Here is a 21,136-nt window from a genome sequence, read left to right as displayed (position 1 = left end):
CTATCCCCTGATGAGCCTGCGCAAGGCGCTATTGAATTTGACATCCAACCAGGTGCATACAGCGCATTTCACTGTTGTGTCGGCCAAGCGCCCGCGTCATGGGACAATGCTCCCCCTATGAATCCGGATCAGTACGTCCAAGACAAAGCCGCCTCTTCGGGCAGCAGCTTCTATTACGCCTTTCTCTTCTTGCCCAAGGAGCGCCGCGCCGCCATCACGGCTTTCTATGCCTTCTGCCGCGAAGTGGATGACGTGGTCGACGAGGTCACGGACCCCGGCGTGGCAGCCACCAAGCTGGCCTGGTGGAAGACCGAGGTACACAGGGCATTCACCAGTCAGTCCGCCCACCCCGTGATGCAGGCACTGATGCCCCACGCCAAGACCTATGGCATCGAAGAGCGCCATCTGCAGGCCGTCATCGAAGGCTGCCAGATGGATCTGGATCAGACCCGCTATCTGGACTTTGCCGGCCTGCAGCGCTACTGTCATCTGGTGGCCGGCGTGGTCGGCGAAGTCGCCGCCCGCATCTTCGGCCAGACCGAGGAGCGCACCACCGAATACGCCCACACCCTGGGCCAGGCCCTGCAGCTGACCAACATCATCCGCGACGTGGGCGAAGACGCCATGCGCGGCCGCATCTACCTGCCCATCAGCGAGCTGCAGCAGTTCGACGTCAAGGCCCACGAGATCAACAAGCGCGAGTACTCGGATCGCTTCACGGCGCTGATGCGCTTTCAGGCCGAGCGTGCCCACAGCCTGTATGACAAGGCGCTGGGCCTGCTGCCCGATGCCGACCGCCACGCACAAAAGCCCGGCCTGATGATGGCAAGCATCTATCGCACCCTGCTGCGCGAAATCGAGTCAGAGAACTTCCAGGTGCTGCACCAGCGCATCAGCCTCACGCCACTGCGCAAGTTCTGGCTGGTCTGGAAGATGCAGGCACTGGGCCGCATGTAAGCGCGCCATGCAAGTTGCCATCATCGGTGGCGGCTGGGCCGGCATGGCTGCCGCAGTACAGCTCTCGCTCAGCGGTCATCGGCCCACGATATTCGAAGCCGGCCGCCAGTTGGGTGGCCGGGCCCGCAATCTGGAACTGCCGGGCGGCACCATCGCCGACAACGGCCAGCACATTCTGATCGGCGCCTATGCCGAATGCCTGAGGCTCATGCGCGTCGTGGGCGCAGCGCCAGAACATACCCTGCTGCGCAGGCCACTGGCCATGCGCTACGCCGATGGCAGCGGCCTGTCCTTCCCCGACCTGCCGGCGCCGCTGGACGCCTTGATCGGCATTGCCAGCGCCAGCGGCTGGTCACTGCGCGAACGTACCGCCCTGCTGGGGCGCGCCCTGCGCTGGCGCGTTCAGGGCTTTCGCTGCGCAGACCAGGCCACCGTGGCCGACATCTGCAGCGGTCTGCCAAAGCGCCTGCTCGATGAGTTCATCGAACCTCTGTGCGTATCAGCCCTCAACCTGCCGGCCTCGCAGGCAAGTGGCAGCATCTTCTTGCGTGTGCTGCATGACGCCCTGTTCGCAGGCACAGGCGGCTCGCACTTTATGGTGCCACGCCGCGGCCTTGGCGATCTCTTTCCCATCCCGGCTGCGCAATGGCTGCAAGGCCGCGCCCATGCGGTGCATACGGCCAGCCGGATTCAGGAGCTGATTCCCCATGGCCGGCAATGGCTGCTGCGTGCATCCAATGCGACACTGACACCAGCGCTTGAGCAATCGCGCTTCGATGCCGTGCTGCTGGCCTGCCCACCTCAGGAAGCCGCCCGCCTGGCCCTGCTGGCTGCCGAAGACCAGCGACTTCCCGCACGTGACGGCGTGCATTACCAGCACTGGGCACAGACCGCGCAGGCGCTGGAGCACACGGCCATTGCCACGGTCTATGCGCGCACCAGCCATCGCCTTGCCGCCGAGTTGCCCTGGCTGGCACTGCAACCGGGCGGGCAGGCTCCGGCCCAGTTTGTGTTTGACCGCGGGCACCTGCAATCCTCCGATACCGTCCAGCAAGATCTGATGGCTTTTGTCATCAGCGACTGCCGCACGGACCGCGAAACCCTGGAGCAGCAGGTGCTGGATCAGGCTCGCCAACAGCTGGGCTGGCAGGACATTCAAGCTGTGCTGACCGTGGTTGAAAAGCGCGCCACATTTGCCTGCCGGCCCGGCGTGAAGCGCCCTGACATGGAGCTGGGCCATGGCCTCTGGGCTTGCGGCGACTATGTGAACGGGCCCTACCCTGCGACGCTGGAAGGTGCCGTGCGCTGCGGACTCGCGGCGGCTGAGAAGCTGGTCCGGATAGACCAGGGCTGAGCAGCTCTAGAGCAAACCCTATCAGCACAATCCTGATGCCTGGATAGTCCTGCCGCACCTGGTTTGACAGCGATTTGACAGCCACAGTTGCAACCATGGCTTGAGAGGCAATCTCTCAGCCGCATAAAGCCAAAAGCAACGGAGACAACATGGCATCCACGTTCGACAAGTCCACTCGCGAAGTTCTGAGCATCTCGCGCCGCCATCTGCTGACCAGTGCAGGAGTCCTGGCCTGCAGCGGCCTGCTGCCCGGCATGGCCCGCGCTGCCGATGACAGCTGGCCCAGCCGTCCGATTCGCTTTGTCGTGCCATTTGCGCCTGGCGGCAGCTCTGAAATCGTGGCCCGCTCCACCGCCGCAGAGCTGTCCAAGACCATCGGCCAGAACGTATTCGTGGACAACAAGCCCGGCGCCGCAGGCAATATCGCCATGCAAGAGGTGGCTCGCGCCGATGACCAGAGCACGGTCATCCTCGGCCATATCGGTACCCTGGCCGTCAACCCCTATATTTTTGACAAGCTGCCCTGGGACCCTAAAAAGGACTTTGTGCCCGTGAGCCTGCTGGCCAAGGTGCCCAGCCTCTATGTGGTTCACCCCGACCTGCCCGTCAAGAACATTGCCGATCTGGTGGCCTATGCCAAGAAGAACCCTGGCAAGCTCAGCTATGGCTCGGCCGGCAATGGCAGCGCGGGTCACCTGGCCTTCGAATATCTGAAGATGACGGCAGACATCTTCATGCTCCACGTGCCTTATCGCGGCACCGGCCCCATGATGACCGACCTGCTCTCGGGCCGTCTTGATGCGGCCTCGGTCGGCGCCGCCGCACTGCTGCCCTTCATCAAGGCCGGCAAGGTGCGCTGCATCGCCACCGGCTCGACCAAGCGCCTGCCACAGCTGCCCGATGTGCCTACGGTGGCCGAACAGGGCTTTCCCGGCTTCGAGATGACCCAGTGGTACGGCATGCTCGCCCCTTCCAGCCTGCCCCGCTCCCATGTGGACAAGCTGGCCGCAGAATGCGCCAAGGCCGTCAAGGCACCCGATGCGCTCAAGCGCTTGCAGGGCGACGCCGCCGAGCCCATTGGCAGCACGCCGGAGCAGTTTGCCCAGTTCATCGCCACCGAGCAGAACCGCTGGCAAAAAGTGCTCAAGCGCGCACAGGTGAAACCGGGTTAACCCACTGAGGCACCGCTCCTTTCCACCCTACTTTTCGGAAGGGGGCGAGGGGCGGACCTTGCTCGAGTAGTGAGCCGGTCAGCGCCCTATGACGCAGCTCGTGGCGCAGCTCAGTGACTCTCTATCCACCACTGGATGATGATCTTGGCGATATAGCCCACAAAGCCCACGCCCAGACCCAGGCAAATCACAAAGGTGCCGAACTTGCCTGCCTTGGACTGACGCGCCAGCTGCAGGATGATGAACACCATGAACAAGATGAAGGCACCCACGCCCCAGGTCAGGAAAAAGTGGGCAATCTGCTCTTCCGTATAACCGAATATCACGACAACCAGGTCCTTACAGCCTTTGCCAGGCCCTGGTCGCGCATCGCTCAGACAGCAGGCACTATCGCGTCATCCCTGGCGGGGAATGCAGAGGCATCCACCAGGTCTCGATAGGCGTGCCAGCTGGCATGGCCCAGCAGGGGCATCACAACCACCAGCCCCAGCAGATAGCTGCCAAGGCCCAGCAAAGTCAACATCACAATCAGCGCCGCCCACAAGGCCATAGGGCCAGGGTTGGCCAGCACCACGGACCAACTGGTCAACACGGCCTGACGCACGGTCACTCGCCTGTCCAGCATCAGCGGCATGGCCACCACGCTGGACGCAAAAATCGGAGCAGCCAGAAAGCTGCCCAAAGCCATCCATTGCACAAACAGCTGACCATCCCTGGCCAGCACCACATGCGCAATGAAATCCTGCAGGGTTTGCACGCGCACAGGCGACATCACGGTGATCAGCGATGCCGAAATCAGCACCCAACCCGTGGCTGCCAGCGCCAGCAAGGCGCCGAACCTGACCATGCACCAGTACCCTCCCCGGCCCGTGGCATGGCAGCTCTGCCATTGCGTCCAGGTGCGGCGGATCAGACCCCAGTCTGCCACCTCACCGCGCTCTATGGCACGGCTGACGGCATAGAGGCTGGTGGCAACCAGAGGCCCCACCACCAGAAAGCCCGACAAGGCTCCAGCCATCAACCAGAAGCGATTGTGCCCCAGGGTCAGGATTGCTGCACCGATCAGGATCAAGGCCAGACCATGCGCCAGACTGATTAACGGAGCATTAGAAATGTCCTGCAAGGCCCTGGAAAGCCACACCAGAGGCCGGCTCCAGGCAATGGTTCGCACAGGTGCCAGCGGTGGCGGCGTGAGAAGGCAGGCAGACAGACAGGTAGGCATAGGCGGTCCTTCTTCGTTGACCCGCAAAGCTTTACCTCGTCCCGGTCAACGATCTGCCAGCCCCTGACACAACTGCCAAAGGCTGGCGACTGTGACGTGGGGTTCAGGACCCACGCAAGGCCATGCTACCTGCCCACGGTTGAGCCAGACTGCGTGCATACCCGCATCCATGGCGCCCTGGGCGTCGAGTGCCGCATCGTCGCCGATGTGCAGCACATGCTCGGGGGCGACGCCGGCCGCATCCGCTGCAGCCTGGAAAAAACGCGTCTCGGGCTTGGCCATGCCCGCTGCGCTGGCAGACAGCGAGGCGCGAAAATGCTCGCCTATACCCACCACATGCACATTCGCATTGCCGTTGGACAGGGCCACCACCGGCCAGCGCTGCGACAGAAACTGCAGCGCCGGCAAGGCATCGTCAAACAGCTCGACCCGCTGACGAGCAGCAAAGAACTCGTCAAAGGCCGGTTCGGCCAGGGCAGGGTCGTCACCGGCCCGGGTCAGCGCCAGACGGATGGACTCCCGGCGCAGACCGCTGAGGTCGGCTTTCAGATCCGGGCGCAATGCCACGATTTCGTGACGCAAGGCCCGCACCTTGTCCGTATCGCCCAGGTGCTCGGCCGTACCGGGAGCATGCTGCGCGAGCCACTGCAGCAAAACGGCCTCTGCCTTGGCAATCGTGGGCCAGATGGGCCAGAGCGTGTCGTCCAGATCCAGACTGATGGCGCGAATCTGGCCGCTTTGGCGCAGGCGCTGAAGGGTTTCAATGGCAGGGGCAGTGGTGTCTTGGGATTGCATGCCCCGAAGAATAGCGGCCCGGCTAATGCCGCAGAGCGGCTGCGCCTATCCGATTAGCTGACACAATTGCACCATGCCATCACGCTTTGCGCCCGAACCCCGCTTCCGTCACGATCAATCCGCACGCACCGGCATCCTGCTGTGCAATCTGGGCACGCCGGCCGCCCCCACGGCCGCCGCAGTGCGCCCTTATCTGGCGGAATTTCTTGGTGACGATCGCGTGGTCGAGATTCCCAAGCTCGCCTGGTGGCCGATTCTGCACGGCATCATCCTGCGCACCCGTCCGGCCAAGTCGGCAGCCAAGTACGCCACCGTCTGGCATGAAAAGGACGGCTCCCCGCTGCTGCACTGGACCACGCGCCAGGCCACCTTGCTGCGCGGCTGGCTGGGCGAGCGCGGCCACAATGTGCTGGTGCTGCCGGCCATGCGCTACGGCACGCCATCCATTGCGGCCCAGCTGGATGCACTCAAGCAGGACGGCGTGACGCGCATCCTGATACTGCCGCTGTACCCCCAGTACTCGGGCACGACCACGGCCAGCGTGTTCGACGCCGTCTACGACTGGGCCAGGACCCAGCGCCATATTCCCGAGCTGCGTTTCGTCAACCGCTACCACGACGATGCCGGCTACATCGAAGCGCTGGCACAGCGCATCGAAGCCCACTGGCGCGGCCACGGTCGCGGGGACAAGCTGGTCATGAGCTTTCATGGTGTGCCAGAACGCACCCTGCATCTGGGCGACCCCTATCACTGCGAATCGCACAAGACGGCACGCCTGCTGGCCGAGCGGCTCAAGCTCGCCAGCGACCAGTATCTGGTGACCTTCCAGTCGCGCTTTGGCAAGGCCAAATGGCTGGAGCCCTATACCGAGCCCTCGCTGATTGCCATGGCCCGGGCCGGCACCCGGCGCGTCGATGTGGTCTGCCCCGGCTTCACCAGCGACTGCCTGGAAACGCTGGAGGAAATCAAGCAGGAAGCACGTGAAGCCTTTTTGCATGCGGGCGGCCAGCAGTTCGAATACATAGACTGCCTCAACGACAGCGCACCGTGGATCACCGCGCTCAGCAATATTGCCCAGCAGCATATGCAAGGCTGGCCCACCGGGCGCGAGGAGGATGCCAAGCTCAAGGCCCGTGCCCAGCGCGCCAAGGCGGCGGGCGCGCCACAGTAAGCGGTCGCGGCCACCCAGCGAACTGGCACGGCATATGCTGACTCCGGCAGCATGCATATTCACGCCCGCTCCATTCGCTATTTCGACATGATCCGCCGTTGCGGCTCCATACGCGAGGCCGCACGCCATCTGCATGTGGCCTCGTCGGCGGTCAACCGCCAGTTGCTGCAACTGGAGGACGAAATCGGCAGCCCGCTGTTCGAGCGCCTGAGCTCGGGCCTGCGGCTCACGGCCGCCGGCGAAGTGTTTTCGCGCCATGTGATCACGGTGCTGCAGGACGAGCACCGTCTCGGCACCGAGCTGGAGCTGCTGCGCGGCGTACGCCGCGGCTCGGTCAGCGTGGCCGCCGTGGAAGGCCTGAACGCCGACCTGATGCCTGCCGTGCTCACGCAGATGCACAGGCGCTATCCCACGATTCAGATTCATGTGCGCACCTGCGGCTCCCAGCAGGCGGCACAGGCCGTGATTCAGGGCGATGCGGACGTGGGCATAGGCTTTTCGGTCAAGCGCCACGACAATCTGCGCCAATGCACCATGGGCCGCTTTGCGCTGGGTGCCATCGTGCCGCCCAAGCACCCGATTGCCCAGCTGGAGCGCGTGGACTTTGCGCAATGCGCGGTCTTTCCGCTGATTCTGCCAACGCCCGAACTCTCCATGCACGACTTGCTGCAGCCCTTGCTGGCGCACCACAAACGTGCATTGCAGGTGTTGCTGGAAACCTCGTCCATCGAGCTGGCCAAGAGTCTTGCCGAACGCGGTGTGGGCATTTTTTTCCAGAGCCGCCTGGGACTGGAGCGCGAGCTGCGCGAAGGCCGGCTGGTCCATGTGCCGCTGGACACCCCCACCACGCTGTACTCCGAACTCGGTGTCTATGTGCGTGCAGGACGCACGCTGCCATCGGCACTCGACGCCTTCAACCGCATCGCGGCCGATGCCATAGAAAGCCGCGAGGACGAGGAAAGCGTCGCCCTGCGTGAATGGGTGGCACGCACGCAGACCGCCGCTGCGGCGGTTTCCGCCAGGAGCTGAGAGCCCCCCGCCTGTGCCTGCACCGGCATTGTGCGCATCGCTTTCTTCGAATGCACCAATGCCGTGCAGCGCTTTACCCATCAGCGATTGGCGCTCACATTTTTAGATCACCCCGAAGCAAAAGCTGCGCTATCCAGCACGGACTGCGCTTTCTAAACTGACTCCAGTTCTTCAGTTTCAGGACGCCATTTGTGAGCACCTCTGCCCTCCCCCTCATCGACATCAGCGGCCTGCGCAGCCATGACCCTGTGGATCAGCACCTGGTGGCCGAGCAGTTGCGTCAGGCCTGCGAACAGCGAGGCTTCTTCTATATCACCGGCCATGGCATAGACCCGGCGCTGATCAGCAGCCTGTTTGCAGCCAGCCAGCGCTTCTTTGACCTGCCCATGACCGAAAAGCTGGCCGTGGACAAAAAGCTCTCCCGCTGCAATCGCGGCTATGAGCCGCTGCGCGCCCAGACGCTGGAGAGCGGCGCACCGCCCGATCTCAAGGAAAGCTTTTACGCCGGCGCAGAGGTCGCAGCCGATGACGCGCGCGTGCTGGCCGGCCGCTTCAATACCGGCCCCAACCAATGGCCCGAAACCCTGCCCGACTTCCGCGCCGTGATGCAGAACTATTACCAGGCCGCCCATGGCCTGGGCGCGACCATCGTACGCGGCCTGGCCTTGTCGCTGGGCGTGCCGGTCAGCCACTTCGACGGCTACCTCAATGAGGCCGCCGCGACCCTGCGCCTGCTGCATTACCCGCCCCAGCCTGCCAATCCCGAACCCGGCGAGAAAGGCTGCGGAGAGCACACGGACTTCGGCGGCGTGACCTTGCTGCTGCAGGACGAGGCCGGCGGCCTGCAGGTCTGGGACAAGGACCTAGGCAGCTGGATCGACGCGCCCCCCGTGCCCGGCGCCTTCGTCGTCAACATCGGCGACCTGTTCGCGCGCTGGACCAACGACCGCTATGTCTCCACCTTGCACCGGGTCATCAATGTCTCGGGTCGCGAACGCTATTCCGTGCCCTTTTTCTTCACGGGCAACCCGCTGCACAAGGTGGAATGCATTCCCACCTGCCTGGACGAGGGCGCACAGCCCAGATACCCGGCCGTCACGGTGGAGCAGCACCAGATCGAATGCTATCGCCGCACCTACGGTTGACGGAGGCCACGATGACAAGCTCACGCAATATGGTGCTGATCCACGGGGCCTGGCAAGGCAGCTGGGCTTTTGCGGCCTGGACGCCGCTGCTGCAGGCCAGCGGCTGGACGGTGATTGCCGTCAATCTCCCGGGCAACGATGCCGCCGCCGAAGACGACAGCTGCGCCAATCTCGATGGCTACACCGCCCATGTGCTGCGCGTGCTGGAAGCGCTGGACGGCCCTGCCGTGGTGGTCGGCCACAGCGGTGGCGGCATGACGGCCTCTCAGGTTGCCCAGGCCGCCCCCGAGCGAGTCAGCACCCTGGTCTATCTGGCCGGAATGATGCTGCCCAGCGGCATGAGCTATGGCGATGTGATCGCGCAATGCCGCGCCGCCGATCCAGGCTTTGACTACCAGGGCATAGGCCCGCATCTGGCCTGGAACGAGCAGCGCAATGCCAGCAGCGTGCCGCTGGAAGCCGCCATGGATTTGTTCCTGCATGACTGCCCTCCGACCGCAGCACTCAAGGCGGCCAGCCGTCTCTGCGTCCAGCCCGAATCGGGCCGGGCCATGGTGAACCGGCTAAGCGCCGAGTGTTTTGGCCGGGTGCCACGTATCTATGTGGAATGTCGTCAGGACCGCTCCGTGACGCTGCCGCTGCAGCAACGCATGCAGCAGCTCACGCCGGGCGCCAGACGCATCAGCCTCGATTGCGGCCATGTGCCCCAACTGGCCTGCCCTCAGGCCCTGAGCGATGCCTTGCTGCCAGTTCTAGATGAAATTCAATCGAAGCCGTTTATGAGCTTGCGCATGCCGCTCATCAATGTATAGCAACCAATTACCCCGAACTCACATTCTTCAGGAGTTATTCATGACGCGCCCCACGACCTACTACAAACGCTCCGCCCTTTTCGCCATGCTCGTCGCCTGTGGCGCAGCGGCCCAGGCAGCCGACAAGCTCACGGTACAGCTCGACTGGCTGCCCGGGGGCGACAAGTCCTTTGTCTATGCCGGCGTGCAGCAGGGCTTTTTCAAGGACGAAGGCCTGGACGTGAAGATCGTTCCCGGCCGGGGCTCGGCCGATGCCGTGACCAAGGTGGCCTCTGGCTCTGCCGATGTGGGTTTTGGCGGCATCTCGGCGCTGATGATGGCCGCTGCCGAAGGCAGGATTCCCGTCAAGGCCGTGATGTCGCTGTATTCCAAACAGCCCGATGCACTGTTCACGCGCGCCGACAGCAAGATCAGGAACCTCAAGGACATGGAAGGCAAGACGGTGGCAATGCCCACCTTCTCCTCATCGAATGCCCTGTGGCCCATCGTGCTGCAGAAGAACGGCGTGGACGCCAGCAAGATCAAGGTCATCAAGTCGGACCCGGCCACGCTGGCTCCCATGCTGGCCCAGGGCCGCGTGGACGCGACCATCAACTGGGTGACCGTGGCTCCGGCCTTCAGCGCCGTGCTCAAGCAGGCCAGCAAGGAGCTGTCGGTCCTGCCCTGGACGCAGTTCGGTCTGGACGGCTATGGCTGGTCCGTCATGGCCAGCGACAAGACCATCAAGGAACGCCCTGAAGTGCTCAAGCGCTACGTGCGGGCACTGGGCAAGTCGCTGGAGTTCTCCATCCAGAACCCGCAAAAGGCGGCCGAGTCGCTGAAGGCCCAGGTGCCCGAAGCCGACACTGCCGTGGTCAAGGCCGAATTTGAAGCCTCCATCCCGCTGCTCAGGAACGAGATCAGCCAGCGCGACGGCCTGGGCAAATTCGAGCCCCGGCTGCTGGCCGCCACCTGGGGCTGGGTGGCCCAGTCCATGAGTTACGACCTCAAGAAGGTCGACCCGGAAACGCTGGTGGATCGCCGCTTTCTGAGCCAGTAAATCCCATGCGAGAGCGTCGCTGCGCCGCGCTCGCGCCCTTGTTCTTTCCTTAATCGCCTGCCATGCAACACGTAATCGATCTGAACGCGGTCACCCAGACCTTTGTCTCCAGCGATGGCAGCCCTGTCACGGCCCTGCAGGGCGTGGACCTGCATCTGCGCCGCCACGAATTCGTCTCGCTGATCGGCCCCTCGGGCTGCGGCAAGTCCACCATATTGCGACTGATTGCGGGCTTGATCCGCCCCAGCAGCGGCGAGGTACGCATCTTCGATCTGCCCGTGACCGAACCGCGCGACGAGATCGGCATGGTTTTCCAGAAGCCCACGCTGCTGCCCTGGCTCTCGGTGCTGGACAACATCACCTTCCCCATGCGCCACAAATACGGCCATGTGGAAATGAAGGAAGAGGCCCGCGCCCAGCAGCTGCTGGAGATGATCGGTCTCAGGGACTTCGGCCACAAGCGGCCCCACGAACTCTCGGGCGGCATGCAGCAGCGCGTCGCGATTGCACGCTCCTTGCTGCATGACCCGGACATCTTGCTGATGGACGAGCCCTTCTCGGCGCTGGACGCGCTCACACGCGACGAGATGAGCCTGGAGCTGCTGCGCATCTGGAACGAGCGCCCCAAGACCGTGGTCTTTGTGACCCACTCCATTCAGGAGGCCTTGCTGCTGTCCGACCGTATCGTGGTCATGAGCGCCCGCCCGGGCCGTGTGGCCGACATCATCGATGTGCCGCTGGCACGCCCGCGCAGCATGGCCACTCTGGCCGATCCCGTGTTCACCGAAATGGCCAACGAGATTCGTCTCAAGGTCTTCAGCAAACACCCCGCACACGCCTGAAGATCCTCCCGCAGCCTCAAGAGGCCCCCTATGTCTGCCCTCATACAACGCCATGCTTCGCTGCTGGTATTCCTCGCCGTCCTGCTGTTCTGGGAGTGCGCCTGCCGCCTGGCGCATATCCCAGAGTACATTTTTCCCGCTCCCAGCCTGATCTGGCGCTCTGCTGCCGAGATGGGGCTGCAGCGCTGGCTGGAGCATGTCACGGCCACCTTGCAGGTCGCGCTGATAGGCTATGCGCTGGCGATCGCCCTGGCCATTCCGCTGGCCATCGCCATCACGCGCTCGCAGCTGCTCTCGAAAATCATCATGCCCTGGCTGGTGGTGATCCAGTCCACCCCCATCGTGGCCGTCGCCCCTATCATCGTCGTCACTCTGGGTGCAGGCCTGCTGCCCCGCGTGGTCATCACCACGCTGATTGCCTTTTTTCCGCTGGTAGTTTCCACGGCCCTGGGCCTGGCCTCGGTGCCGGCAGAGCTGGTGGAGCTGTCGCGCTCGCTGCGCGCCACCACCAGCCGCCAGTACTGGCAGATTCGCATGCCGTTTGCCGTGCCCTATGTGTTTTCGGCCCTCAAGGTATCCATCACGCTGGCCATTGTGGGTGCCGTGGTCGCCGAGTTCGTGGCTGCTGAAAAAGGCCTGGGCTATCTGATTCTGTTTGCCACCTCCTCCTTCAAGGTGCCCGTGGCCTTTGCCGCACTGGCACTGCTGGTGCTGTGCAGCCTGCTGCTCTATGGTGGCGTGCAGCAGCTGCACAAGCGCCTCTTTCCCTGGAGCCAGAGCACTCCCGCCTGATCAACACAAGGACCGCCACCATGACAGACAAGAACTTTCCCCCTCAGGGCCTGACGCCCACTGCCGAACAAATCCAGCGCAATCTGCGTCGCGCGCAGGCCGTGGCCCAGCGCGCCACGCAAATGGGCCACCACCCCTTCGGTGCCGTGCTGGTGGGCCCCGACCAGGAGACCGTGCTCATGGAGCAGTGCAATATCGACACCGTCAACCACGCGGAGTCGACCTTGGCGCGCATGGCGGCCACCAACTACACAGCCGAGTTTCTGTGGGGCTGCACGCTCTACACCAATGTAGAGCCCTGCTGCATGTGCGCCGGCACGGCCTACTGGGCCAATATCGGCCGCATCGTGTTCGGCATGACCGAGCACCGCCTGCTGGAATGCACGGGCAGCCATGGCGAGAACCCGACCATGAGCGTCTCGTCGCGCTATGTCTTCGACCATTGCCAGAAGGCCGTGGAGCTGATCGGCCCCGTACCCGAGATGGAGGCCGAGATCGCCGCCCAGCAGCAAGCCTTCTGGGCGCAGCGCTGAGAACCACGCCAGCAGGACGCTGCCATGCTGCTCACCCATCCCTCGTCACCCCAGGCCGCACAGGCCCTGGCCCGCAAGCTCGGCAATGCCGCCTGCTTCATCGCCGGGGGCACACTGCTGCAGCAGTCATGGGCAGAGCCTCGCCTGGCGCCGTCGGCCACGCATTTCATCAATGTGATGCACTGGCCCGAGATGCAGCAGATCAGCCTCGGCCCGCAATATCTGCACATCGGTGCAGGCATGCGGCTGGAGGCCGTCCGCCGTCACCCCTGGGTGCAGCAGCACGCGCCCGTGCTCGTCCAGGCCCTGGCTCAGCTCGGAGCCATGGGGGTACGCCGCCTGGGAACCCTGGGCGGCAATATAGGTTGGGGCGAAGGCGACTGCTGCCCGGTATTGCTGGCCATGGATGCGCAGGTCGAGTTGACGGACGGCAACCAGCAGTCACTGGCGCAGACGCTAGAGCTCATGGACCGGCCTCTGATGCTGTCGTTCCTGTTGCCGCGCATCGATGTGATGGAGCCCCGGCCAATGGTGTTCGAGAAGGTCGGCTATCGCGCGGCATTCTCCCCCGCGCGCCTGCGCATGGCCTTGCGCTGGAGCGATGCGCAACAGCTGCTGAGCCTGGACCGCATCGCCGTGGCGGCTCCCGGCATAGGAGTGCACCGCCTGCAAGCCACGGAAAAGCTGCTGAGCTATGCGCAGGAGCTGCAGATCCGCCCCTCCCTCGGCGATATACGTACCACCTGCGAGCAAAGCCTGCCGCCCGATCTGGCCCGGATCGCCAGCCGCCTGATTGCCGGACATTGCGGGCTGCTGGCCTGAACCGTCATGCAATTCCTTACCCCTCATCACATCCGCGAGCTGGGCCTGGAGGCTTTGCCGGTCCGGCCCGATGCCATGGCCAAGCTCGGCGGCAACCCGGGCTTTCTGACCGACCGTATTCGGCCGGGCCAGCTGCGAGGAGCGATTCTCGGCAGCCCCCACCCCCATGCGCGCATTCTGCGCATCGACACCAGCGCGGCCAAAGCTCTTGCGGGCGTCCATGCCGTGGTCACCCATGCCGATATCCCCGGCATCAAGCACTACGGCCTGCGCAAGGCGGACCGGCCCGTGCTCTGCATCGACAAGGTGCGCCATGTGGGCGACCCAGTCGCCGCCGTTGCGGCCGTGGACATGGAGACGGCGCGGCAGGCTCTGGCGCTGATCCGCATCGAATACGAACTCCTGCCCCCTGTCTGCGACCCGGTCACCGCCCTTGACGGCACGGCGGCCTCCGAGCAGCCAGTCCATCAGGATGGCAATCTGCTGCATGCCTGCAGCCACCGCCAGGGCGACATGTCTGCGGCCCAGGAAGCCACCGTGCACTGGGTGCAGGACAGCTATGTCACGCCGCGCCAGATGCATGCTTTCCTCGAGACCGAGGGCGGTGTGGCCGAGCCCGATGGCGCGGGCGGCCTTCAGCTGTTCTTCGGCAGCCACAACCCCGCACGCGAAAAGCAGGTCATCGCCGCCATGCTGGGCCTGGCGCATGACAGAGTGCATGCCGTGGGCACGCCCGTAGGCGGCTCCTATGGCGGCAAGGACGAGCTGACGATTCAGCCGATTGCGGCCCTGCTGGCCTGGAAGGCGCAACGCCCCGTGCGGCTGCACCTGACACGCACGCAATCGGTGGATCTGGGGGTCAAGCGCCATCCCATGCAGATCAGAATGCGTAGCGGCTGCGATGCCCAGGGCCGGCTCACCTGCCACCAGGTGCAGATAGTGGCCGACACCGGGGCCTATGCCACGCATGGCCCCGAGGTGCTGGATGCCGCGCTCGAGCATGCCCCCGGCCCCTACCGGTATCAGGCACTGGACCTCAGTGCCAGGCTGGCCTATACGAACAACGGTATCGCGGGTGCGTTCCGCGGCTTCGGCGCCGTACAGGTGCAATTTGCACTCGAGCAGCAGATGGACAGACTGGCTGCGCTGGTCGGCATGACAGCTGACGCGTTTCGCGCCCTCAATCTTGCCGCGCCCGAGGCGCCCGGCCCGCTGGGCCAGCATGTCGTACCGTTTGACGGTGCCCAGCGCGCACTCGATGTCGCCCGCCAGCAGGCGCTGTGGCGCGGGCCGCATCGCTGGGCCAGCGCGGACGGGCGCCATCTGCACGGCGTGGGCCTCACGCTGATCCATCGCAGCGACGGCTTTGGCAAGGGTGGCCCCAGTGACTGCCGCATGGAGCTGGCCCTGGCCGCCGATGGAGCGATCGAGCTGCGCTGCGGCTTTACCGAGCTGGGACAGAATCTGGTCGGAACCGTACAGAGCCTGGGCGCGCAGCATCTGGGCTGCGCCGTCGACGCCATCCGGCCGGTGCTGGGCGATACCCGGCTAACGCCCGACTCCGGCCCGGTGGCCGCCTCGCGCGCCACCACACTGGTATGGCGCGCCTTGCAGGAGGCGGCCGGGCCCTGGCAGCAAGCCTTGCTCCTGGCCGCCGCAAGAGTGCGGCCCGATATCCCTCTGCGCTGCGGCGCACGGGGCCTGGAAAGCGCTGCGGGCATGAGCCTCAGCTATGCCGATCTGGCAAAGGCATCGGGCGAACAAGCGCCCTGTATCTCCATAGACCTGCGCGCCGAGGACCCGCAGGGCAACGCGCATGACACCCACTTCGTCTTCGGAGCCTGCGCCGCCATTGCCCTGGTACGCGTCGACACCTGGAGCGGCATGGTCCAGGTGCAGCGGCTGGTGATGTGCACGGCCCTGGGCCCCGTGGCATCGGCCCAGGGCTATCTGGGCCAGATGGAAGGCGGCGCCCTCATGGGCCTGGCCATGGGCACGCAGGAGGAGCTGGCTTGCCTGGACGGCCACTACCAGGCGCGCAATCTCGACGGCTATCTGATCCCCACGCTGGCCGATGCCCCTGACATGCAGGTGCTGGCGATCGAGAACCTTCCCGGGGGCGACCCCATAGGCCCGCGCGGAGCCGGCGAGATCAGCGTCAACCTGGCCCTGCCCGCAGTGGCCAATGCCCTGGCCGCCGCACTGCAGCACCCCATCACGCAACTGCCCATGACCCCGGAGCGCGTGATCGCGCTGCTGGAAGCGGGCGCGAAGCCCTCCACACCATGACGACGACCCACATCCCGGATCACGGCGTAAAGCCACCCGCAGCCAGCGCAAAGGAGACCTCGGCTTTTGTGCTGCAGCTGAATCTGAACGGCCAGCCGGTCAGCGCCAGCTGCAGCCCCGATACCCGGCTGCTGACCTTGCTGCGCGAGCACTGGCACCTCACCGGGGCCAAGCCCGGCTGCGAAGTGGGGCGCTGTGGCGCCTGCATGGTCTGGCTCAATGCTGAGCCCGTGAACGCATGCCTGCTGATGGCCTATCAGATCCAGGGCCAGACCGTGCGCACCATCGAGTCCGTGGCACAGGACAGCGCCAGCGAGCCCGTACGCGACGCGCTGGCGCGCTGCGGCGGCGTGCAATGCGGCTATTGCACCTCCGGCATGGTCATGAGCATGAGCTGGCTGCACCAGCAGCAGCCCCGTCCCACAGCCGCAGAAGCCGAGGCCCAGATGTGCGGAAACCTTTGCCGCTGTACGGGCTATGGTGGTATCCGGCGGACAGTGCAGGAGCTGTTTCCGGCCGAGGAAAGCGCATGATTCTTCAAAATTAATAGCTGCAATCGTTTACCTGCAAAGCGATTCCACCACTTTTAACCATATTGATCAGAAACCACGCCGTTTGCTCGCCGGCTCATGACCCCAGGCAATAAGCAGACAAGTTTTTCTTGGTTGGCCCTGTCGCGGCAAGGCCGGACAATAGAGGCCCTGGGCATAGCCATGCCCCTGACGAATCGGCTTTGCCGACTCCTGCCATGAAAAACTCTCTGACACGCTATGCACTGGGCCTGGGCTTGAGCCTGGGCGCCAGCAGCTGGGCGCTCGCGGCCCAGCCCCTGCTCAACCCCGAACAGCTGCAGCCACTGCTGCAGCAGGCCGATGTGCGCCTCATCGATATCCGCGACCCCAAAGCCTTCGAGGCCGGCCATATCGCCCAGGCCGCCAATGCCCCCTACGGCAAATGGCGCGGCCCGGCCACCAATCCCGGCGAGCTGCCCGACCAGGCCAAGCTGGTGGCGCTGGTGCAGTCCCTGGGACTGACGCCAGCCACGCATGCCATCGTGATCTCCAGCGGCGCGGATGCCACGGACTTCGGTGCCGCGGCCCGCGTGTACTGGACGCTCAAAAGCCTGGGCCTCAAGGAGCTGTCCATCGTCAACGGCGGCATGAAGGCCTGGGAAAGCGCAGGCAAGCCCCTGGGCAAGACCCAGGTGCAGATTGCGCCCAGCAGCTACACCCCGACTTTTGACGCCAACTGGCTGGCCACCCAGCAGGACGTGGGCAAGCATATCGACCTCTCCAATGCGGCCCTGGTGGACTCGCGCCCCGACGCCTTCTATCTGGGCAAGACCCGCGCACCCGCCGCCAAGCTCTCGGGCACCTTGCCCGGCGCCCAGCAACTGGATTTCAATCAATGGTTTGTGCCCGGTACCTCACGGTTCGTGGATGCAGCCAAGGCCAGGGAAATCGCTGCCAAGGTCCAGCGCCCGCAAGGCCAGGACATGGTGGCCTTCTGCAACACCGGTCACTGGGCGGCCACCGACTGGTTCGGCCTCTCCGAAATGGCAGGTCTGCCCAATGTGAAGCTGTATGCGGGCTCCATGGTGGACTGGACGCAGTCCAAGGACGCGCCGCGCATGGCCAACCAGCCGGGCCGCGCCCAGTCATTGGCCTATGACGCCCAAAAATGGTGGGAAAAAACTTTTAAATGACTCCCCTGAGTCGCTTCGCGCCTTCCCCAAGCCGGGCGCCCCCAAGGGGACAACAACTTCGCTGCAGGGCGTCCTTTGCTCGTTGTCTCTGATCTGGGTGCATGCCCTTTGCGGAAAGTGCGTCGCAGCCCTCACCCATCAATTCCATAAAAACACATGAAACGACTTCCCATAACGGCCTTGCTGGCCGTTTTCTTTGGCTGGCTGCTGTGGTCGGTCTCGGTGCGTCAGGCAGCTCTGTTTGCCGTGGGCATAGGCCTGGGCGCGGTGCTGGCCGGCAAGCGCTTTGGCTTTACCACGGGCTGGCGCATGCTGGTCGAGGAAAAGGACGGCAGCGGCATCTTTGGCCAATTGCTGCTGCTGGCGCTGGCTGCGGCTCTGGCCATGCCTTTGCTGGGCCACTTCCCGGAACTGACGGCAGCTCTCGGCCCGCCCAGCATCAGCCTGCTGGTCGGTGCCTTTGTCTTCGGCCTGTGCATGCAGATCGCCGACGGCTGCGGCAGCGGCACCCTCTACAAGGCGGGCATGGGCATCCCCATGAACACGGCCATACTGCCCTTGTTTGCGATCGGCAGCTTTCTGGGCAGCCTGCATCTGGGCTGGTGGCTGGATCTGGGCAATACCGCCCCCGTGGGCCTGGTCACGCAATGGGGCTGGGCTCCAGCGCTGATCGCCACGCTGGTCGCGCTGGCCTTAATCGCGGCAGGCGTGGCCCTGTATGTGAAAAAGGCCAATGCTGCCCTGAACCGCCCGGCCAAGCCGCTGCTGGTGCGCAAATGGCTGGTCGGTGCCGTGCTGCTGGCCATCCTGGCCACGCTCAACCTGATCATTGCGGGCCAGCCCTGGGGCGTGGTCTACGGCTTTGGTCTGTGGGCCGCCAAGATCGCCAACGCCACGGGCGCCGTCGATCTGGCCAGCAACTGGTTCTGGAGCCAGCCCGGCAATGCGGCGCGCCTGCATGAGACCGTGCTGCTGGACGTGACCAGCATCACCAATATCGGAATTCTGGGCGGCGCATTGTGGATTGCCGCCGGCAAGCCCGCGGCAGCCAAGGCACTGACAGGCACACAATGGGTCGTGGCCCTGGTGGCGGGACTGGTGCTCGGCTACAGCTCGCGCCTGGCTTTCGGCTGCAATGTGGGCGCCATGCTGTCAGGCATCTCCACCGGCTCCATCCACGGCTGGATCTGGGTCCCACTGGCATTTGCAGGCACCATCTTCGGCCTGCGCATCCGCCGCCATTTCGGCTTCTGAGCAAGGAACAACCATGACCTCACCAAGCACCTTGCGCACCGTATTCTGGGCCGTGCTGCTCGTCTTTCTGGCCTGGGACTTCCATACATCGCCGGCCATCGACCTGCGCTTCGAAGCGCCGCTGATTGCCGCCGGCTCCGGCCAGGCCGCACAGGGCGGACATTGCTCCATGCCTGCCGGCAAGTAAGCGCCTCGACCCAACCCCGACGCCCTGCCCAGAGAATGGTCAGGGCGTTTTCTTTGGGGCCTGCTCAGGCCTCGGGCTTTTCCAGCTCGAAGCCGGCCGCCTCCCAGGCCGTCAGGCCGCCGCTCAATGGCCGGACATTGTGAAATCCCGCACGCTGCAATTGCCTGGCCACGCGCGCGGCGGAGATCTCGTCGGGGCAGTCGCAATACACGACCAGGCCATGCTCATGCCGCTCGCGCGGCAGCAAGTGCTCGTAGGCCGCCCTGCCCTTGCCCTGATGCTCCAGCCAGGAGCTGGCACCGGGAATATGGCCCTGACCGAAGAGCAGGGGTTCGCGCACATCGATCACCGTCGGCGTGATGCCCTGGGCATTGAGCCCCGCCAGCTCCTCGACCGACATGCGCGGCATCTTCAGCGAACGTACCACGCGCTGCCTCTGCCACCACTTGCGCGCCACGAAGACCGCGAACGCCACGCACAGCAGCAGCAGTCCCCATTTGCCCAGCGCCGTCAGCACATCGAGCAGATCCTGCACCGTGGAGCTGAACAGCGAGCCCAGAAACACCGCCGAACCCACCCAGATCAGGGCCCCCAGCGTATCGAACAGCACAAAGGTGCGCAGCGGCGTGCCCACCACACCGGCCAGCGCACTGGCAATGGAGGCAAAGCCCGGCACGAACTTGGCCACCAGCAAAGACCTGGCACCCCAGCGCCCATAGACGGACTCGGTCTGACGGATGCAGGCATCCGGAGAGAGCGAAATGCGGCAGATACGTCCCAGCACCCGGTGCCCATAGGCTTTGCCTGCGTGGTACCAGAGCACATCGGCAATCAGCGCTGCGGCCACCGCAATCACGGTGAGCCAGCCCAGGCGTGCCAGGCTGCCGCCCTCCAGCGCTCCGGTCACCACCAGTACCGGATAGGCCGGGATGGGTGCGCCCAGCTGCTCCACCAGCACATTGAGAAAGACAATGCCGAAGCCGTATTCCCGAATCAGATCGACGACAAAACCCATGACCCACGCTCCTTACCCCGACCAGGGTGAGCCACCGATGCTAGCGAGACGCGAACATCCCCGGGGCTGCGAGGTTGTTGCGCTTCAGGCCTGGTGCAGATGGGACAGAACGGCCTCGAAATGCGCGTTCACATTGAGCGCCGGCGCATGGCCGCAGTCCGGCACCTCCAGCCAGGTCAGCAGACCTCGGGCACCGGGGCCTCGCTGCTGCATTTGCTCGGCCACCGGCTTGAGCACCAGATCGGACTCCTCGCCGCGCAGCAACAGCACGGGCAGTTGCAACGCGTCATAGTGATCCCAGAGCAGATAGTCGTTGTCATGCTCGGTGAACTGCTCGATCATGCGCGGGTCGTAATGCGGCGTGACGCGGCCGTCATCGCAACGACGCGTGCTGGTCTCGGTCAGCTTGCGCCACTCGAAATCGCTGAGCCAGCCATAGGGCTTGTAGGCTGCGCGGAAAAAGCCTTCCAGCTCGGAGACGGTGTCGAACACCGGCGGGCGGCCGGCGTAGCTCTTGATGCGGGCCAGCGCAGCCTCGGCCAGCTCGGGCGCATTGTCGTTGAGCGTGAGCGTGAGAATGCGGTGCCTGAGATCCGGCTCGAACAGGCCGGACGCACAGACCGTACCTATCGCGCCGCCCATGCTGGTCCCCACCCAGTGCACCTGCTGCAGCGCCAGCGCATCCATCAGCTCGCGCGCCAGCAGGGCATAGAAGCGCAGCCGATAGTCCTCGCGCGGGTTGCGGCTCCACTGGCTCAGGCCGCGGCCCAGCGTATCCGGGCAGATGACGCGATAGCCTTGCGCCACGAGAAACTGCGCCAGGGCATCCATGTCGCGGCCCGTGCGTGCCAGGCCATGCCAGGCGATCACCGTGGCCTTGGTCGGGCCTTGCGGCTGCCAGTCAAGGTAATGAATCTCATAGCCCGCGCAAAGAGCATAGCAAGATGCGGGCAGAGGCAAGGCGGGAGAGGTCTGGCTCATGATTTTCTGAATGAATTTGG

At 64.6% G+C, this 21,136-nt stretch carries 22 protein-coding genes; 17 read left to right on the top strand and 5 right to left on the bottom strand.

The features are described from left to right. Positions 1–117 precede the first annotated feature (117 nt). The 3 genes from hpnD to F0P97_RS06915 all read left to right on the top strand — a co-directional run bounded on the left by hpnD (position 118) and on the right by F0P97_RS06915 (position 3,483). Positions 118–957: a presqualene diphosphate synthase HpnD gene (gene hpnD / locus F0P97_RS06925; RefSeq protein WP_003068899.1), complete on the top strand. Its 840-nt coding sequence runs from the start codon at positions 118–120 to the stop codon at positions 955–957. A 7-nt stretch (positions 958–964) separates the two neighbouring features. Further along, on the top strand, positions 965–2,311 hold the full coding sequence (gene hpnE, locus F0P97_RS06920; RefSeq protein WP_182286177.1) for a hydroxysqualene dehydroxylase HpnE: 1,347 nt from the start codon (positions 965–967) through the stop codon (positions 2,309–2,311). Between the two features lie 149 nt (positions 2,312–2,460). Then, positions 2,461–3,483, top strand: a complete 1,023-nt coding sequence (locus F0P97_RS06915) for a Bug family tripartite tricarboxylate transporter substrate binding protein (RefSeq protein WP_182286176.1) — start codon at positions 2,461–2,463, stop codon at positions 3,481–3,483. Between the two features lie 110 nt (positions 3,484–3,593). Here the strand turns inward: F0P97_RS06915 and F0P97_RS06910 are convergent, their stop codons facing one another. Genes F0P97_RS06910 through F0P97_RS06900 form a run of 3 tightly spaced genes read right to left on the bottom strand, consistent with a single transcriptional unit; the run spans position 3,594 to position 5,500 of the window. After that, positions 3,594–3,809: a DUF2788 domain-containing protein gene (locus F0P97_RS06910; RefSeq protein WP_003078455.1), complete on the bottom strand. Its 216-nt coding sequence runs from the start codon at positions 3,807–3,809 to the stop codon at positions 3,594–3,596. 47 nt (positions 3,810–3,856) lie between these two features. After that, positions 3,857–4,705 carry a DUF2189 domain-containing protein gene (locus F0P97_RS06905; protein WP_182286175.1) on the bottom strand — a complete coding sequence of 283 codons (849 nt, stop codon included), beginning with the start codon at positions 4,703–4,705 and terminating at the stop codon, positions 3,857–3,859. Between the two features lie 45 nt (positions 4,706–4,750). Continuing rightward, the gene (locus tag F0P97_RS06900; protein ID WP_182286174.1) at positions 4,751–5,500 is read right to left on the bottom strand and encodes an HAD family hydrolase; all 750 of its coding nucleotides are present in this window, start codon (positions 5,498–5,500) and stop codon (positions 4,751–4,753) included. Positions 5,501–5,573: 73 nt separating this feature from the next. Between F0P97_RS06900 and hemH the strand changes: the two genes are divergently transcribed. From hemH to F0P97_RS06830, 14 genes are all read left to right on the top strand, one after another. Beyond that, positions 5,574–6,671: a ferrochelatase gene (gene hemH, locus F0P97_RS06895; protein WP_182286173.1), complete on the top strand. Its 1,098-nt coding sequence runs from the start codon at positions 5,574–5,576 to the stop codon at positions 6,669–6,671. Positions 6,672–6,722: 51 nt separating this feature from the next. Then, positions 6,723–7,700, top strand: coding sequence for a LysR family transcriptional regulator (locus tag F0P97_RS06890; protein ID WP_182286172.1), 978 nt, complete (start codon positions 6,723–6,725; stop codon positions 7,698–7,700). Between the two features lie 191 nt (positions 7,701–7,891). Next, positions 7,892–8,845, top strand: coding sequence for an isopenicillin N synthase family dioxygenase (locus F0P97_RS06885; RefSeq protein ID WP_182286171.1), 954 nt, complete (start codon positions 7,892–7,894; stop codon positions 8,843–8,845). Positions 8,846–8,856: 11 nt separating this feature from the next. Beyond that, entirely contained in the window at positions 8,857–9,657 is an 801-nt protein-coding gene (locus F0P97_RS06880) for an alpha/beta fold hydrolase (protein ID WP_182286170.1), read from the top strand. Positions 9,658–9,697: 40 nt separating this feature from the next. Then, positions 9,698–10,696 carry an ABC transporter substrate-binding protein gene (locus F0P97_RS06875; RefSeq protein ID WP_182286169.1) on the top strand — a complete coding sequence of 333 codons (999 nt, stop codon included), beginning with the start codon at positions 9,698–9,700 and terminating at the stop codon, positions 10,694–10,696. Between the two features lie 62 nt (positions 10,697–10,758). Beyond that, positions 10,759–11,538, top strand: coding sequence for an ABC transporter ATP-binding protein (locus tag F0P97_RS06870; RefSeq protein ID WP_182286168.1), 780 nt, complete (start codon positions 10,759–10,761; stop codon positions 11,536–11,538). 30 nt (positions 11,539–11,568) lie between these two features. Continuing rightward, the gene (locus F0P97_RS06865; protein ID WP_182286167.1) at positions 11,569–12,330 is read left to right on the top strand and encodes an ABC transporter permease; all 762 of its coding nucleotides are present in this window, start codon (positions 11,569–11,571) and stop codon (positions 12,328–12,330) included. A gap of 20 nt (positions 12,331–12,350) precedes the next feature. Continuing rightward, positions 12,351–12,863, top strand: coding sequence for a nucleoside deaminase (locus F0P97_RS06860; protein ID WP_182286166.1), 513 nt, complete (start codon positions 12,351–12,353; stop codon positions 12,861–12,863). 24 nt (positions 12,864–12,887) lie between these two features. Next, on the top strand, positions 12,888–13,685 hold the full coding sequence (locus tag F0P97_RS06855; RefSeq protein ID WP_182286165.1) for an FAD binding domain-containing protein: 798 nt from the start codon (positions 12,888–12,890) through the stop codon (positions 13,683–13,685). 6 nt (positions 13,686–13,691) lie between these two features. Next, positions 13,692–15,974 carry a xanthine dehydrogenase family protein molybdopterin-binding subunit gene (locus F0P97_RS06850; protein ID WP_182286164.1) on the top strand — a complete coding sequence of 761 codons (2,283 nt, stop codon included), beginning with the start codon at positions 13,692–13,694 and terminating at the stop codon, positions 15,972–15,974. Beyond that, positions 15,971–16,507 (top strand): (2Fe-2S)-binding protein, encoded by a 537-nt coding sequence (locus F0P97_RS06845; RefSeq protein ID WP_182286163.1) that lies wholly within the window; start codon positions 15,971–15,973, stop codon positions 16,505–16,507. The genes F0P97_RS06850 and F0P97_RS06845 overlap by 4 nt, the downstream gene beginning before the upstream one ends. A 215-nt stretch (positions 16,508–16,722) precedes the next feature. Continuing rightward, positions 16,723–17,679, top strand: a complete 957-nt coding sequence (locus tag F0P97_RS06840) for a sulfurtransferase (RefSeq protein WP_182286162.1) — start codon at positions 16,723–16,725, stop codon at positions 17,677–17,679. A 156-nt stretch (positions 17,680–17,835) separates the two neighbouring features. Continuing rightward, on the top strand, positions 17,836–18,933 hold the full coding sequence (locus F0P97_RS06835) for a YeeE/YedE thiosulfate transporter family protein (protein ID WP_182286161.1): 1,098 nt from the start codon (positions 17,836–17,838) through the stop codon (positions 18,931–18,933). A 13-nt stretch (positions 18,934–18,946) separates the two neighbouring features. Beyond that, positions 18,947–19,120, top strand: coding sequence for a hypothetical protein (locus F0P97_RS06830; protein WP_003057543.1), 174 nt, complete (start codon positions 18,947–18,949; stop codon positions 19,118–19,120). Between the two features lie 64 nt (positions 19,121–19,184). Here the strand turns inward: F0P97_RS06830 and F0P97_RS06825 are convergent, their stop codons facing one another. After that, on the bottom strand, positions 19,185–20,135 hold the full coding sequence (locus F0P97_RS06825) for a rhodanese-like domain-containing protein (protein ID WP_182286160.1): 951 nt from the start codon (positions 20,133–20,135) through the stop codon (positions 19,185–19,187). An 84-nt stretch (positions 20,136–20,219) separates the two neighbouring features. Continuing rightward, positions 20,220–21,116: an alpha/beta fold hydrolase gene (locus F0P97_RS06820; RefSeq protein ID WP_182286159.1), complete on the bottom strand. Its 897-nt coding sequence runs from the start codon at positions 21,114–21,116 to the stop codon at positions 20,220–20,222. Positions 21,117–21,136 lie beyond the last annotated feature (20 nt).

It is taken from the genome of Comamonas testosteroni (genome assembly GCF_014076415.1).
GTDB lineage: Bacteria > Pseudomonadota > Gammaproteobacteria > Burkholderiales > Burkholderiaceae_C > Comamonas > Comamonas testosteroni_F.
The sequence above is the reverse complement of the archived record's forward strand: the minus strand, read 5'-3'. Positions and strand labels throughout refer to the sequence as shown.

Bases quoted from the DNA above. Each gene is read 5' to 3' on its own strand.
- hpnD (WP_003068899.1), top strand. From the start codon at position 118: ATGAATCCGGATCAGTACGTCCAAGACAAAGCCGCCTCTTCGGGCAGC.
- hpnE (WP_182286177.1), top strand. From the start codon at position 965: ATGCAAGTTGCCATCATCGGTGGCGGCTGGGCCGGCATGGCTGCCGCA.
- F0P97_RS06915 (WP_182286176.1), top strand. From the start codon at position 2,461: ATGGCATCCACGTTCGACAAGTCCACTCGCGAAGTTCTGAGCATCTCG.
- F0P97_RS06905 (WP_182286175.1), bottom strand. From the start codon at position 4,705: ATGCCTACCTGTCTGTCTGCCTGCCTTCTCACGCCGCCACCGCTGGCA.
- F0P97_RS06900 (WP_182286174.1), bottom strand. From the start codon at position 5,500: ATGCAATCCCAAGACACCACTGCCCCTGCCATTGAAACCCTTCAGCGC.
- hemH (WP_182286173.1), top strand. From the start codon at position 5,574: ATGCCATCACGCTTTGCGCCCGAACCCCGCTTCCGTCACGATCAATCC.
- F0P97_RS06890 (WP_182286172.1), top strand. From the start codon at position 6,723: ATGCATATTCACGCCCGCTCCATTCGCTATTTCGACATGATCCGCCGT.
- F0P97_RS06880 (WP_182286170.1), top strand. From the start codon at position 8,857: ATGACAAGCTCACGCAATATGGTGCTGATCCACGGGGCCTGGCAAGGC.
- F0P97_RS06875 (WP_182286169.1), top strand. From the start codon at position 9,698: ATGACGCGCCCCACGACCTACTACAAACGCTCCGCCCTTTTCGCCATG.
- F0P97_RS06870 (WP_182286168.1), top strand. From the start codon at position 10,759: ATGCAACACGTAATCGATCTGAACGCGGTCACCCAGACCTTTGTCTCC.
- F0P97_RS06865 (WP_182286167.1), top strand. From the start codon at position 11,569: ATGTCTGCCCTCATACAACGCCATGCTTCGCTGCTGGTATTCCTCGCC.
- F0P97_RS06860 (WP_182286166.1), top strand. From the start codon at position 12,351: ATGACAGACAAGAACTTTCCCCCTCAGGGCCTGACGCCCACTGCCGAA.
- F0P97_RS06855 (WP_182286165.1), top strand. From the start codon at position 12,888: ATGCTGCTCACCCATCCCTCGTCACCCCAGGCCGCACAGGCCCTGGCC.
- F0P97_RS06850 (WP_182286164.1), top strand. From the start codon at position 13,692: ATGCAATTCCTTACCCCTCATCACATCCGCGAGCTGGGCCTGGAGGCT.
- F0P97_RS06845 (WP_182286163.1), top strand. From the start codon at position 15,971: ATGACGACGACCCACATCCCGGATCACGGCGTAAAGCCACCCGCAGCC.
- F0P97_RS06840 (WP_182286162.1), top strand. From the start codon at position 16,723: ATGAAAAACTCTCTGACACGCTATGCACTGGGCCTGGGCTTGAGCCTG.
- F0P97_RS06835 (WP_182286161.1), top strand. From the start codon at position 17,836: ATGAAACGACTTCCCATAACGGCCTTGCTGGCCGTTTTCTTTGGCTGG.
- F0P97_RS06830 (WP_003057543.1), top strand. From the start codon at position 18,947: ATGACCTCACCAAGCACCTTGCGCACCGTATTCTGGGCCGTGCTGCTC.
- F0P97_RS06825 (WP_182286160.1), bottom strand. From the start codon at position 20,135: ATGGGTTTTGTCGTCGATCTGATTCGGGAATACGGCTTCGGCATTGTC.
- F0P97_RS06820 (WP_182286159.1), bottom strand. From the start codon at position 21,116: ATGAGCCAGACCTCTCCCGCCTTGCCTCTGCCCGCATCTTGCTATGCT.